This window comes from Schaalia cardiffensis F0333 (assembly GCF_005886435.1).
GTDB lineage: Bacteria > Actinomycetota > Actinomycetes > Actinomycetales > Actinomycetaceae > Pauljensenia > Pauljensenia cardiffensis.
The window spans coordinates 595309-608893 of record NZ_CP040505.1 but is presented as its reverse complement, the minus strand read 5'-3'; the positions used below and the strand labels follow the sequence as shown (position 1 = coordinate 608893).

Here is a 13585-nt window from a genome sequence, read left to right as displayed (position 1 = left end):
AAAGGCCACTCCCTCAGGCTTCCGGAAGAGGCACTACAGCCCGTGCAGGCCTCCTGAAGGGCCACCACGGCCCTATGTTTTCCCGATAGGCCGATCAGGGTTCGACGCTGACCTGGGCTTCCCTTGCGATCAGGCCAGCGGTCCCCACCGGCCAGCTCGCATGCACCGTCCCATTGGGCGTCACCGCCTCAATGAGCAGGGCCGCTCGAATCGGCGTATTCGCGCTGATCGAAGCGTCTGCTGAGGGAAGATCAAGGATCGTTGATCTGCCTTCGAGGAGTTCGACTCGCTGTCCTGCGAGCTCGATACTCGCGCTACCTGCACCCGCGCTTTGGGACAGGGCGATTATGAGTTTCGCCGTCCAAGACTCCATTCCACTTTCGGTGTGCACGGAAGTCTGGCGCCTCGTGGACATGCTCATTTGGGAGGCCACAAGCCTGCCAAGTGTTTCGGCCCCAGGGATCTTCGCGGAGGTGAAGGGCTTTGAGGGCAGGGATGTCGACAGGAGGCGCCAGGGGATTGTCGAAGTGGGGAATGCTCCCCCCTTCCATGTTCTCTCGACTGCCACGATCATCGCCTGCTCGGATTCGAGTTCGAGCGCAGCCTCCTGAGCGGATGCCCCATTAAGGGGGATGGCGAGGACCGTTCCCGCGTCAACGGTAATCTCCTCTTCAGTGAGGGGTTTTCCTTCTTCGGCCCCCAGAATCGTGGCGCGCACGGTGGCGGGCTCCTCGCCGGGCACTGCGATGCGCAGAGTCGCTGACTCTTCTCCGCCGACGCCGAGGATCATGGCAGAGTTCGTGGGAGTACTCGCCGAAGTCCAGGTCGTTCCTTGTGGGACTTCCCCGTCGAGGGCGGAAAGTTGAGCGAATGCGGCGACTCCGGCGCCTTCAGCCTGGATGCGAAGAACAAGATTGTCCTCATCGGCGAACCAGCCGAGTGGGAGCACAGGGAGCGAAGAATGCGCCGGAACAGTCAGGGGCTGCGCTTGGGCGGCGAGCGGACCTGCGGCCCCCATCGCGCTGATCGTCACCTTGGAAGGGAGCGGCGAGGGGTTGGACAAAACGAGGACGGCGTCTGAGCCGAGTTGCGTCGCCCCCAAGACAATCCACTGGTCCGTGAGCGGGGCAGAACAGCCGGTCGCCGACAAGCCGAGGAGTTCACCGCCGCTCTGGGCGGCGAGGATGAATCCGGAGGGAAGTTCAAGGTGCGCACCTTCAGGTGCTCTCACGACGAGTTGACTCAAAGGCTCGTCCCCTGCACCCAGCCCTGTCGTGGACCAGATGGCACCAGGGTTGGCAGCTTCCTCGGGTTCAAAAGGATCGAGGATCCCCGGAGGGCATGCGAGCACCGCGGAACTCGGTTTCACGCTCATGACAGGAGCGTCGAAGCTGCGCAGTTCTTCGGGAGGCGGAAAGAGCCCCGGCGCACCCACTACACCGAGGAGTCCGAGCGCGAGGGCGAGGGCAAGCAGAGCGGGCAGGGAGGATCTCATGCTCGTCTCCTCCAGGGGATCGCTAAGAGCGCGGCAAGGGCGAGGGCGCCAAGGGTGAGGATCTTCCAAGGCAGAGCCCAGATGCTCTCGTGAGTGATGAGGAGGTCTCCCGAAGCCTGCTCGAGGGTGAAGGCCTGGCTCCATCCGCGAGCAAAGGCCTCAAGAGGCTGAGCGTTAAGAGTTGCTTTCCATCCGGGGTCGAAGCGTTCAGCGAGAACAATCTGTCCTTTCGATCCTTCCGGTAGGTCACCGGAGACGCGAAGAGCGCCTGAGTCGAGGTTCGTCCATGTGTGCCCGTCGATGATTCTTGCGCGAGCCGTGTGCATGGAGTCGAGGTGAAGCCTCCACAGGGAACCAGCATCGGTGTCGCCGACTTTTTCCAGTCCGGGCGCTCGATCGAGGGCATCACTCATTGCCTTCAGTCCTGCAGATTCCGGGCGGATCAAGATCGTGTCGACACCATGATCGGCGAGGGAACGGACCGTGGCCTCATCGGGGTAGACGACGAGGGTAAGGGCGAGTTCAGCCAATTCGCTGCTCGCCGGATCCATTGCATCGCCGTGAAGTTGTGCTCGCAGATCCTGGGCGCGGGTGATCGGCGTCGAGTCAAGGAAGGAGGGGCCTTGGCCTCGCCAGAGTCGAAGGCTCAAGGTGCTCACTTCAGCATCAGAGTCGAGGACGAGGACGCGCCCACCTCTGGTCGAGGCTTGGGCTTGGGCGCTGACCACGGAGACGAGGTCCGTGGAGGCGCTGAGTGTCGGGGAGGCCAGGCGCTGCGAGGTCGAAGCGGAGGCTTGTGCGTCATGTTCGAGGATGCGCTCAAGGATCGGAGCGGTCCCAGACACGAGGAAAAGCAGCGATGCGAGGGCTGCGAGAAAGGAGAAGGGCCGCATGGCCTTCGAGTTCCAGGCGGGCGAACTCGGGGCGGCTTTGAGGGCAAGTCCGATCAGTCCGAGTGAGCCGATCGACACTGCAGGTGCCGACCATGCGGTCAACACCTGCGTCCCTTCCACTCCCACGTCACAGCGCGACAGGGCTGCGCCTCCTGAGAGGGCGAGCGCCGTGCAGCAGATGACAAGGGGCAGCCCCCGGCCTCGTTCATGCGGGGAAAGGAGGATAGCGAACAGGGCCGCGAGGAGAAGAAGGGCTCCTGGGATGAGCGAGAGAGCAAGGACCTCCACGCGCGAGATCTGAGTCGGCAGGCCCAGGAGCGCTTGCCACGCCACAGGCTCCAGGCTCGGCGCATCAGGTCCTGAGGGGCTGAGGAGAGCCCGCCATGCGAAAAAGCGGAAAGCAGAGAAGATCGTCGGAGCGATGAGGAGAGCTGCGGGCATGAAGGCCGCGAGTGCTCCCCATCTGGCGCTGCCGCGCCGCCACAGGATGATCAGGGCAATCATCAGGGGAAGGATCGCCCAGGGGACGCATGCCACCATGGCAGCACCGACGACAGTGAAGCGGGCAAGAGCACCGGAACGCAGGTTCTCAGGAGCGTCGATCGTTCCCCGGGCCCCTTCGAGGCGCAGGGGTGTGCGAGGGGCTGCGAGGCTCAGCCACGCGGAGGCAGCAAGGGGCACCAGCACGTGGAAAAGGGCCGGAGCCAAGCGCCCCTGGCTCTGTGAGAGAGTCAGGGCGGGAAGGACCGACCATGCGAGCGCCCCAGCGCCGCGAAGAGCAGGCGAAGAGGTGAGACGAGAAGAAAAACGCCACGCGCTCGCCGCTGCAAGTGGCGCAAGGAGGAAGAGCAGGTAGCGAGCGAAGCTCGTCGGCGTGATGCCAAGGAGGCTCAGAGGATAGGCGAAGAGTGCGAGCACAATGAGCAGGGGGTCGGCAACTCCGATGCGCCCGTCCCCTCCGGGCACCCAGTTCGACCAGGTGCTCTCCCACAGGCCTTGGCCGCTGGCGGGCAGTGCGCGCCATGCTCCACCTGCAAGAGTCCCGTTCATTCCCCACCAGCGGCCCAGGGCGAGCAGGGCCGTGAAGAGGAGGACGAGGAGGAGTATGCGCCGGGATTTCACCCGATGGGCGCGCGCCGACTCGATGAGGAGAGGATCGACATTCTCATCCTCGGGCGCAAGCGCTTTCGCGAGGTCTCGGCGCCGTTCCCGAAGTTCTCGTCCACTCGATTCCAAGCCCCTCAGAGCTTTCGTGGGAACTTTCGAGGCGCGCGCCTGGATGCGGCGCGCTTTGAAAAGCGCGGGCGTCTTCCCCAGAGCCTGCGCCCATGCACAAAGCTCTGCTCCGGCCAGGTGGGAGGCTCCGCTGCTTAAACGCCCAAAGGCGCGGATCGGCGACCAGATCGCGAGCCAAAGCATGAGGAGGGGGAGCAGGGGCGCGGGCGTTGCTTTCGCCCAGTTGTAAATCTGGGCGAAACGCCTGGCTGCAAAACTCGCGTCTTGTGGATCGTGGGCGGGGTGAGATTTCGCTGCGTTGAGGAGGGGAAGATCAGAATTGTCCTCCTCTCCCCCGCTTCGGAGTGCCTCTTTCTCGTGCCCTTGGGGGAAAAGTGCGAGGCGGGCGTGACGGATTCGTGCTTTCGGGGCGACGACAACCCGGTATCCCGCGAGGTGGAGGCGGCGCCCGAAGTCGAGGCCATCACCGAAGGGCCCGAGCACCGGGTCGATGCCGCCGACGGCGTCCCAGGCCTCGGGGCGGATGAGGGCGCCTGCGGTGCCTGCTGCGAGGACATCACTTGTGGAGTCGTACTGGCCCTGGTCGATTTCTCCCGGGCTGATGCGTTCCAGACGACGGGCGCTCCTCGTGGCGTGAATGCCGAGTTCCAGGAGCTGTGTGCCGTCCATGCTCATCTGTTTAGCGCCGACGAAGCCGATGGTGCGTCCACGGTCCGCGACTTCCCACAGGGCGCGCAGGCATGAGGGTTCGGGAATGGAATCGTCGTGGAGGATCCACCACCAGCGTGCCGCAGCGAGCTCGGGAGAGCTATCGCGAAGCTGCTGGATCGCAGCCCCGAGGTTGGCAGCCCCCGGTGTGGGGACGCTGCGCACATCCAGGTTTCCCGGAGTTTTCAGGGTGGCCTCTTCTGAGCAGTCGAGGAGGAGGATGTGATTGGGTTGCAGTGTTTGACTTGCCGCAGCTAAGAGGACGGAGTCAAGATGCGCCTGCCGATCGCGGGCAACAACGAGGGCGACGACGCCAGAACTCACGAGAACCCTCAGCCCGCCGAGCGGCGGAGGCGTCGGCGTTCGCGTTCAGACAGGCCACCCCAGATGCCGAAGCGCTCATCATTGGCGAGAGCGTATTCCAGGCATTCCTCACGGACTTCGCAGGAGTGGCACACGGCCTTCGCCTCACGAGTCGAGCCTCCCTTTTCGGGAAAGAATGCCTCCGGGTCGGTCTGTGCGCATAGGGCATGCTGCTGCCAGGCAAGCGGGCCGTCGGCGCGCGCAAAGAAGTCGGCATCAGATGCGTCGGACCACGCGATCGGTCCGTCACCGAAGATGTTCCACACCGTGCCGTCTCCTCAAAGTTTTGTGTCGATATGAGAATTACACGCGTGTCATACGCATTAGTCAAGCCGGTTGGAGTAAATGAGAAAATTCCACACACCCCTTGCACATGGCTCGTTTCCATGCTGAAGGGCCTCATTCGCGCTGGTAGATACGGCTCAAGCGTGAGCGAAACGACTAGTGTGCACCCATGACCTCTCTTCGCGCACTCTTGAGCACCCTCGCCTCTCAGGCCGGCCCCGTCTTGACCGTGTACTCGAAAGAACGGGTCGAGTTCAACGGTCCGGTCCTGGCCCGATGGTTCTCAAAGATCTCGAACCTGTTGAGCGAAGAGCTCGGCGCGGATCTTTTCGGCGAGGGCGAGGCACACAGCGGGCGTTTCTTCATCCGTCACGAGCTCTGGCAAGAGATCGTGTGGACCGTCCCTCTGCTTGCACTGGGATGGACGCGCCTTGGATCACTCGAGGAGGCGGCCCCGGGCGATCTCGTCCTCGTTTCCACCATTGACGAGGACGCCCTCGCGGCTTGCGAGTCGGGGGCGACTGTTCTGGCTCAGCCGCGCGAATACTTGGCGTTTTCGTGGAGGGGCGATCCTCTACCCACTGGGATCCTCGATGCTCTCGCTGAAGTGATGGCCCAGCCCGATCTGCTCATCGGCGCCCCGACGGGCGCACTATTGCCCCTCGAGGAGGTCTTCGAAGTTGTGGATGAGAGTGAGGGCATGAAGGGTGTGCGGATTGGGCTCTACGCGAAGGCCGAGGAGACTCTGGTGCATCTGATCGGAGCCTGGAGGCGCGCAAGCGGAGTCGTGCTCATCGATCCCGATCACTACACCAAGACGGAGGCTGAGAAGGTCAGTGCGAAAGAGGGACAGCTCCTGTGGATCTGAGCACGTGAGGGGGCGGTGAAACGAAGGCTGAGTTCCCGAGCCTACGAGCGAGGGGCAGCCTCACCTGACAAGAAAGCACCGTCGAAGCGAGTTGATGCACGAAGAAGGGCGCCTCACCACAAGGCCTCTCAGGTGCTCCAGGCCTCAGTGCGTCCCGAATTCAGCTCGCACGGTGCGGCGCAGAGCCTCATCGATCGCGAAGGGGCGCTCAAAGCCGCTCTCTTCCAGTGCCTTGGTCGCCACGATCGTCGAGGCGGCGAACTTGCGGATGCGAACTGAGGAGATCGGCAGGGGGCGTCGGATGAGCACTGCGAGCGCGTCAAAGGTGTAACCGCCGACAAGCCCCAACCACAGGGGGAGCCGCAGACCTTGGAAGCGGTGCCTGTCGAGGGCCGAACGAATCGTCGTCACGAGTTCGTTCGTCGTCAGGTCCGGCTTATCCGCGTAGTTGAAGAGCTGATAGCCATGGGAGTTCTCAACCTGATCCGCGAGGAAGGCCGCCACATTGCCGACATAGGCTATGGATTTACGGTTCGTCCCGTCGCCGACGCTGAGGAACTTGCCACTGTGGATCTGGCGCATGAGGGTGTAGACATTCCCCCGATTCTTCTCCCCGAAGATCACACAGGGGCGCACGATCGTCAGGTCTGCGCCTGTTTCCTTCTGCCAGGCGCGGAACACCTCCTCTGCGGTGAGCTTTGAGCGCCCATACTCGTTGAAGGGGTTCACCGGGTCGGTCTCAACCGACTCGCCCGCATCGAGGCCGTAGACGGCAACCGTGGATGTGAAGACGATTCGGGAGATCCCGCAGGCTCGCGCCACCTCAACGGTATTCTTCGCGCCCCCGACGTTGACGCTGTCGTAAAGGGAAAGTGGACGCACATCATCTCGGTGCTGAGCTGCGAGATTGACGATCACATCACAATCGCAACCGACGGCGGTGAAAGCCGCGAGATCGCGGACGTCGCCCTGGGTGGTGATTTCTGCGAAGTCGGGGTTGATCACCAGGTCGTAGCAACGCACCTCGTGTCCTCGGCTTTGGAGTTCGGGGATGAGTCGCGACCCGACGAAACCGCTTCCACCGGCAACGAGTATCTTCATTCTTCTCACCACAATCCGAGGAGTTCCATCAATGCCAGCACGATCCGATCACGCTTTCTGCGGCGCAGGTGTCGACAGTGCCACGCCAACCGTACCCGGTTGACGATCCCCTTGCCCTGAAGGAGGCTCAGTGTCTGATCCATTTCAGCGCTCATGCCGGGCTCAGTGGTGACGGCGCGCGCCGTCCTCGCCATCAATGCGAATTGCTCGCGGTACCAGCCGGCTCCCAGCATCGCTGCGCGGGTTCGTGCCGCCCCGAGCCCGGAATTCGCCCCCATGTCATTGGCCTCATGTTGACGGTAAGCCAGGGTCGGCGTCGAATCAATGTGCCACTTCATCATGTGCGCACGAGCAAGGGTATAGAGCAGCCAATCATGGAAACCCACGGCATCGGTGTCGACCACCCCGGAACGCAAATCCTTTTGCAATTGCGCGAAGGCCTGTGGAGTGAACACGTAGGTCGAGCCTGGGCCCGGGGACTGGCAAACGAAGTCGAGCCTGCGCTCAGGGAAATCCTTGCGCAAGATCTTCTTCGTCCCATCCGGATACAAGGCGTCGATTGACGAGGAGACGGCGTCGAAGGGGCCCTCGCGCAAGATCTTCACCTGTCGGGCGAGACGCCCCGGGTACCAGATGTCATCTTGATCAGCGAGGGCGACGTACTCGTCTTCTTGAGCGGAAGCAGCGGCAATGATGTGGCAGAAGTTCTGCGCCGATCCTCTCTTGCCCGTACGAGCCTCGAGAACGCTGACCCCTCGATCTTCAAGGATTGTGAGAGTGTCGTCCGTCGAGCCGTCATCGCTGGCGAGGATCCTCACCTCGACCCCGCTTTGAGACAAGATGGAGTCGATCTGTTCTGCGATCCACTGACCACCGTTGTAGGTGGCCATGAGGACGAGAACACGAGGACGCGAGTGATGCGCAGACATGGGCTCTGCCCCCACCGATCAGTGCCCCTCCGCCGCGTACTTGGCTTCAACGGCTTCCTTGAGAGGAGCCCACCACGCCTCGTTGCGCGTGTACCACTCGATGGTGTCGGCCAGGCCCGAACGGAAGTCGGTGAAGCGCGGCGACCAGCCGAGTTCCTCACACAGCTTCGTGTTATCGATCGCGTAACGCAGATCATGACCGGGACGATCTGCGACATGATCGAAATCATCGGGGGCGCAGCCCATGAGCTCGTTGAGGATCATCACGACATCACGGTTGTTGGTCTCCCCATCGGCGCCGATCAGATAGGTTTCACCGATCCGTCCCCTCATGAGGATCTCCCACACCGCCGTGTTGTGGTCGCGCACGTGGATCCAATCGCGAACATTCAGGCCGTCTCCGTACAGGCGCGGGCGGACGCCGCGCAGACGGTTCGTGATCATGCGGGGGATGAACTTCTCAATGTGCTGGTAGGGGCCGTAGTTGTTCGAGCAGTTCGAGATCGTCGCCTCAACGCCGAAGGAACGCACCCAGGCGCGCACCAGCAGATCAGAACCCGCCTTCGAAGAGGAGTAGGGCGAGGAGGGGTTGTAGGGGGTCGAGGGAGTGAACTTCGCCGGATCGTCGAGTTCGAGATCGCCGTAGACCTCATCGGTGGAGATGTGGTGGAAGCGCACCTTGTGGCGGCGCACGGCCTCAAGGAGGGTGAAGGTGCCGACGAGGTTCGTCATGATGAAGGGCGAGGGGTCGTTGAGGGAGTTGTCATTGTGCGACTCGGCGGCGAAGTGAACAACGGCGTCCGAGCCCGCGACAACGGAATCGACGAGCTCGGCATCCGCAATATCCCCCTCGACGATCTTCAGGCGCTTCGCCTGCTCCTCGGTGATGTCGCTGAGCGAGCCGCGATTACCGGCATAAGTGAACTTGTCGAGGACGACGACATCGACGTCGGCGTGATCCTCGAGGAGGGTATGAACGAAATTCGCTCCAATGAAACCGGCCCCACCGGTGACGACGATCCTCACAACGAACCCCTTACGAATAGTGGACTGACCCGGCAATTATGCCGTACTGCGCACGCCATTCCTGGCATTTGCCTCTAATCTGCGCTTTTCTCAGGCAGATCACAGGGAATCTCCGAGTTCTTCTGGGAAATACCTCTGCCTTTGCCCTTGGACTCCTTCACTTGGAGGATGTCGCGGCCGAGGGTGAGGATGCCCCGAGAACAGCGCGAGTATCTGCCGCTGAAAGCCTCAGTGAGGATCGTCGGGATCCTTGAGATCCTCCCACTCGGCATGAGTGAGCGGGCGCGCTGATGCGCCGCTGCTTCACGAAGACGCGCACGGTCCTCCTCGCTGCCTCGAGCAGCCCTGAAAGCGTAACTGGATGCCGAAGTCGCTCGCAGGAGACGCCGACGATCATCTGTGGGATCGGGCTTGAGCATGCGGGCCGTCCTGGCAAGGAGTGATTCCTTTTTCGCTCCGATCTGGTTGTTCTCGTGTTGGCGGTAGAGGGTCAAAGCCTCGGGGAGCAGGCGCAAGGAATGATCGAGGGCGGCGAGAAGAGCCAGCCACTCATCGTGGATCCATCCTTCGGGCACAGGCATTGCCGCCCTCGCGAATTCGCCATTGACCGCTGTGGTCGCACCCGTGACGAGGTTCCTCCTGAGGAGGACTGCGAGGGCGTCGCCCTTCTGAAGGTTCTCGCGCTCCCACCGGCTCGCACGCAGTTCATCCAAGAGCAGAGCTCCGAGAGACTCCCCTTTCGAGTCAACGAGTTGGGCATCGGAATGCACGAGTTCCACACCCTCAAGAGCATCGAGGAGGCGTTCAACCTTCGTGGGCACCCAGATATCATCCTGATCGCATAAGACGATCACGTCTCCACTCGTCGCCGCAATGGCATCGGAGAAGTTGGCGCGCACCCCCAGGCCGGGGCGATGGTGACGAATGAGAAGATCAATGCCACTGCCCTCGAGCATGGCTTCGACGATTCTGACAGTCCCATCAGCAGAATCGTCGTCTCCAAGGACGATCTCATCGACCCGGCGGCTTTGATCGAGGATCGACTGGATCTGTTCGCGAATGAAGCGCTCGCCGTTGTAGGTGCACAGGGCAACGGAGACTCGCAGGGGCCGTGTCTGTTCGTTCAAGGTGCTCGCCTCCAGGGGTCGTGTCTTCTCCCCCGTTTCCTTTCGGCGTACTGGGGTGAGAGCTTTCGTGTGCTGGGGGCAGAGTAGCGCGCTAAGAAGCCGAGGGGCGAGGAGCACAGTGCTTCGAAAGCGACGGAGAGCCACAGATTGACATACCCCTTGCGCATGACCACACCTTCAGTTCATGCTAGTTTGAAGAGATTCTTCACTTTGACCACTCCCGTCATAGGACTTCGCGTGCATTCATCATCCGTACTGTGCTCACTGGGCATCGCGCTCTCACTCGTCCTTGTTCCCCTCGGACCCCAAGAAGCGTTTGGCGCGCCTTCAGCGCAGACGGCGACTCCCTCGAGCCTGCCGGAGCCGAGCAGCATCAAGACCGTCGTCTCCTCATCGATCCTGGACTATTCGGGTTCGGGGACCTGGGTCAAGAGCGCTTCGCACTGGAAATGGCGCCTCACTTCCGGCGATTATCTGAAGAACTCATGGGCGCGGATCTCGGGAGTCGACTACTACTTCGACGCAGCGGGCATCATGGCGAGCGGATGGCGATACCTGAACGGCTGGTATCACTTCGCCTCCTCTGGAGCGAAAGAGAGCGGGTGGATCCGCTCGGCCGGATACTGGTACTTCCTCGATCCCCTCGAAGGGATCATGCAGACCGGGTTCATCTCAACTGGGGGTGCTCGCTACTTCCTCGAGTCCAATGGTGCGATGAGTATCGGCTGGATCGCCTCGGAGGGGAACTGGTATTACGCCGATCCTCAGCAAGGCGGCTCACTCGCAACCAGCGTTCGCACTCTTCACGATGGGACCTACACCTTCGATTCTTCCGGGAAAATGGCGACCGGCTGGACACTCGTGTCCGGTAAGTGGCAGTACTTCGCTTCATCGGGCAGGCGCATCCTCGGATGGGTATTGGACCAAGGGAATTGGTTCTATCTCAATCCTTCGAGCGCGAATATGGCCATCGGCTGGCTCGCCCTCGGCGGCTCCTGGTACTGGCTCGACCCCTCCAGTGGAGCGATGACGACCGGGTGGCTGCGTGACGGCGACGCCTGGTACTGGCTCGATCCCTCGAGCGGGGCAATGGCAACGGGAACGGCGATCACCAATGGGCGCCTCAGTCGTTTCGATTCCTCCGGCAGGTGGATCTCCTACATCGATCAGCACCCGATCATCGCTCAGCCGAGCGCATCTCAATCATCCCTCATCGCCTCAATGACTCAGGTCTATCTCAACACGGGCCGTCCGTATCCTACGTGGGCCCTGAGCAGCGGCGGAGCCGGGGACATCACCGCTTTCGCGACGATCCTCTACGAGGAGGCGGCAGCCGAAGGGATCAGCCCTGAGCTCGTATTCTGCCAAGTCATGAAAGAGACCGGCTGGCTTCAATTCGGCGGAGACGTCACAGCCTCCCAATTCAACTTCGCAGGGCTCGGTGCCGTCGGTGGAGGCGCCGCCGGAGCCTCCTTCCCCTCGGTCAGGATCGGAGTGCGCGCGCAAGTCCAGCATCTGCGCGCCTACGCCGACCCTTGGGCCAGCAGTGCGACGCTCGCTTATCCACTGGTCGACCCTCGTTTCACGTACGTCCGTAAGGGCTCAGCGCCCTACATCGAATACCTCGGGATCCAGGAGAATCCGAACGGCGTCGGCTGGGCGACTGCGAAGAACTACGGCTACGACCTCGTGTCAATGATGGACGCCTACTTCTGATCGGCGAACACGATTCAGCCCCCTCACTGAAAAGCCCAAGGTCCTTTCGCAAGACGCAGCAGCACTCCGAGATGAAGAACCCTGATCCGAGGGCAGAAGAACTCTCATCGCAGGGCGTGTCCCCCGGCGTCTCCTTCAAGCGCATGCCCTTGCTGTTCAACAGACCTCACCCACGCCTGTTGAGCAAGGGGAAGACTCAGTCTCCCTTGCTCTCCAGCAAAGAACGAACGTAGTCATCGAGGCGTTTCATGGAGTCCGCGGGGGTGAAACCGGTGGCTTTGATCTTGCCGAGATCGAGGGCGGAAGCGAGCGGCCTGGGAGCAACCCCTTCCCGACCTGAGAAGTACTCTTCGGTCGAGACTGGAGTGACCTCGTCCGGGTCTCTGCCCGCGAGCTCGTACACGCGTTTGGCAATATCCGCCCAGGAAACGACGGGCCCCTCTCCGGAAAGGTTATAGGTGCCGTACTCCGCTTTCGTTTCGAGAAGGTGAAGGATCCCGGCGGCGAGATCGCTGGTGAAGGTCAGGCGCCCCGTCTGATCGGACACCACCTGAGGTGCGATGCCTTGAGAAGCGAGTTCAAGCATCTGGCGCGGGAAGTTCTTCCCGTCGCCGACAACCCAAGAAGTCCTGACAAGATAATGCTTGGGCGCCGCTGTAACTGCGGCGTCGCCTCCTGCTTTCGCCTGGGCGTAGACGCCCAGCGGCGAGGGCGCCTCATCTTCGAGATGAGGGGAGCACGAGCCGTCAAAAACGTATTCGGTTGAGATATGTACGAGAGCCAAGCCGTGCGTGGAGGCGGCTTTGGCGAGATTCGCAGGCCCCGTCGCATTGGCGCGCCACGCCATTGGACGACCCTCGGGTGACTCTGCGCCGTCAACATTCGTCCAGGCCGCCGCGTTGATGATGATGTCGAAGCGACTCCAGTCGAAGGCGTCCATGGCCTTCACATCGGAAATGTCAACCTCGGGCAAGTCGACGCCGGTCGTCTGGTACCCGGCCTCGGGCAATTGACGCATAAGTTCACGTCCGAGCTGTCCATTGGCTCCTGTGACGAGGACGCGTTTGCCCGTGGGGGCGGGAGCTGGGAAGGGAGTGACTTGCGCCATGCGGGGGTGGGCCTTGTCCTTATCGGACAGAATCGCCTCAGCGAGGGGAATCGGCCAGTCGACGGCTGCGGTCTCATCGGCGAGGTTGAGGAAGGTGTAGGTGGCATCAGGCGACCAGTGGTCGTTCACCAAGTAGGTGTAGGCGGTGTTCGGCTCCAGCGTCTGGTAGGAGTTGCCGACCCCTCGTGGGACGTAGACGGCGACGGAGGGGTCGATGATCGTCGTGTAGACGGCACCGAAGGAAGGCCCTTCTCGCAAGTCGACCCAAGCGCCGAAGACCCGCCCCGTTGCGACTGAAACGAATTTATCCCAGGGCTCTGCATGGATACCGCGAGTCACCCCGACCTCGTCGTTGAAAGAAACATTGTTCTGCACGGGCTGGAAGTCGGGCAGGCCCAGAGCGAGCATTTTTTCACGCTGCCAGTTCTCCTTGAACCAGCCGCGATTGTCGCCGTGGACGGTCAGATCGATCCTCAAGAAGCCAGGGATCGGGGTCTCCTCAATTCCGAGAGGCTTCCCGGTGACGGCATCAGACATGAACGCTCCTAGACGACATCGACCACCCTTGAAGCGATCGAACCCTTCCAAGGATAGTAGTGGACTTCCCCTCAGGCGACGAAGACGCAACGCAAGGCGCTGGACTCGCCGAACCCACTCGCCCCGCCCCCCACCTGCCCCTGGGCATAATGGCTCCACGACCTCCATAATCAGTCGACGTGTAAGGAGTCAC

10 protein-coding genes are annotated in these 13585 nt (G+C 62.0%); 2 read left to right on the top strand and 8 right to left on the bottom strand.

Translation table 11 applies throughout. From position 1 onward, the window contains the following. Positions 1 to 94: 94 nt before the first annotated feature. The 3 genes from FFA61_RS02440 to FFA61_RS02430 are packed head-to-tail and all read right to left on the bottom strand — an operon-like array spanning position 95 to position 4934. Positions 95 to 1495: a DUF5719 family protein gene (locus FFA61_RS02440; RefSeq protein ID WP_005961975.1), complete on the bottom strand. Its 1401-nt coding sequence runs from the start codon at positions 1493 to 1495 to the stop codon at positions 95 to 97. Next, positions 1492 to 4656 (bottom strand): glycosyltransferase, encoded by a 3165-nt coding sequence (locus FFA61_RS02435; protein ID WP_005961977.1) that lies wholly within the window; start codon positions 4654 to 4656, stop codon positions 1492 to 1494. Before FFA61_RS02435 ends, FFA61_RS02440 begins: the two co-directional genes overlap by 4 nt. Positions 4657 to 4664: 8 nt before the next feature. Continuing rightward, positions 4665 to 4934 (bottom strand): WhiB family transcriptional regulator, encoded by a 270-nt coding sequence (locus FFA61_RS02430; RefSeq protein WP_408602663.1) that lies wholly within the window; start codon positions 4932 to 4934, stop codon positions 4665 to 4667. Positions 4935 to 5149: 215 nt separating this feature from the next. On the opposite strand from FFA61_RS02430, the gene FFA61_RS02425 reads away from it, so the two are divergent. After that, positions 5150 to 5848 (top strand): hypothetical protein, encoded by a 699-nt coding sequence (locus tag FFA61_RS02425; RefSeq protein ID WP_005961981.1) that lies wholly within the window; start codon positions 5150 to 5152, stop codon positions 5846 to 5848. A gap of 144 nt (positions 5849 to 5992) precedes the next feature. Here FFA61_RS02425 and FFA61_RS02420 read toward each other — a convergent pair whose 3' ends face one another. From FFA61_RS02420 to FFA61_RS02405, 4 genes are all read right to left on the bottom strand, one after another. Continuing rightward, entirely contained in the window at positions 5993 to 6949 is a 957-nt protein-coding gene (locus FFA61_RS02420) for an NAD-dependent epimerase/dehydratase family protein (protein WP_040313508.1), read from the bottom strand. Between the two features lie 5 nt (positions 6950 to 6954). Continuing rightward, on the bottom strand, positions 6955 to 7878 hold the full coding sequence (locus FFA61_RS02415; RefSeq protein WP_040313509.1) for a glycosyltransferase: 924 nt from the start codon (positions 7876 to 7878) through the stop codon (positions 6955 to 6957). An 18-nt stretch (positions 7879 to 7896) separates the two neighbouring features. After that, entirely contained in the window at positions 7897 to 8904 is a 1008-nt protein-coding gene (gene rfbB / locus FFA61_RS02410) for a dTDP-glucose 4,6-dehydratase (RefSeq protein WP_040313510.1), read from the bottom strand. A 74-nt stretch (positions 8905 to 8978) separates the two neighbouring features. Beyond that, the gene (locus tag FFA61_RS02405; RefSeq protein ID WP_005961988.1) at positions 8979 to 10031 is read right to left on the bottom strand and encodes a glycosyltransferase family 2 protein; all 1053 of its coding nucleotides are present in this window, start codon (positions 10029 to 10031) and stop codon (positions 8979 to 8981) included. 237 nt (positions 10032 to 10268) lie between these two features. On the opposite strand from FFA61_RS02405, the gene FFA61_RS02400 reads away from it, so the two are divergent. Further along, the gene (locus FFA61_RS02400) at positions 10269 to 11747 is read left to right on the top strand and encodes a glucosaminidase domain-containing protein (RefSeq protein ID WP_242600862.1); all 1479 of its coding nucleotides are present in this window, start codon (positions 10269 to 10271) and stop codon (positions 11745 to 11747) included. A gap of 196 nt (positions 11748 to 11943) precedes the next feature. Here the strand turns inward: FFA61_RS02400 and FFA61_RS02395 are convergent, their stop codons facing one another. Continuing rightward, positions 11944 to 13392: a sugar nucleotide-binding protein gene (locus FFA61_RS02395; RefSeq protein WP_005961992.1), complete on the bottom strand. Its 1449-nt coding sequence runs from the start codon at positions 13390 to 13392 to the stop codon at positions 11944 to 11946. Between the last annotated feature and the right edge of the window lie 193 nt (positions 13393 to 13585).

Coding starts and splice junctions, on each gene's coding strand:
- FFA61_RS02420 (WP_040313508.1), bottom strand. CDS start 6,949: ATGAAGATACTCGTTGCCGGTGGAAGCGGTTTCGTCGGGTCGCGACTC.
- FFA61_RS02425 (WP_005961981.1), top strand. CDS start 5,150: ATGACCTCTCTTCGCGCACTCTTGAGCACCCTCGCCTCTCAGGCCGGC.
- FFA61_RS02395 (WP_005961992.1), bottom strand. CDS start 13,392: ATGTCTGATGCCGTCACCGGGAAGCCTCTCGGAATTGAGGAGACCCCG.
- FFA61_RS02415 (WP_040313509.1), bottom strand. CDS start 7,878: ATGTCTGCGCATCACTCGCGTCCTCGTGTTCTCGTCCTCATGGCCACC.
- FFA61_RS02440 (WP_005961975.1), bottom strand. CDS start 1,495: ATGAGATCCTCCCTGCCCGCTCTGCTTGCCCTCGCCCTCGCGCTCGGA.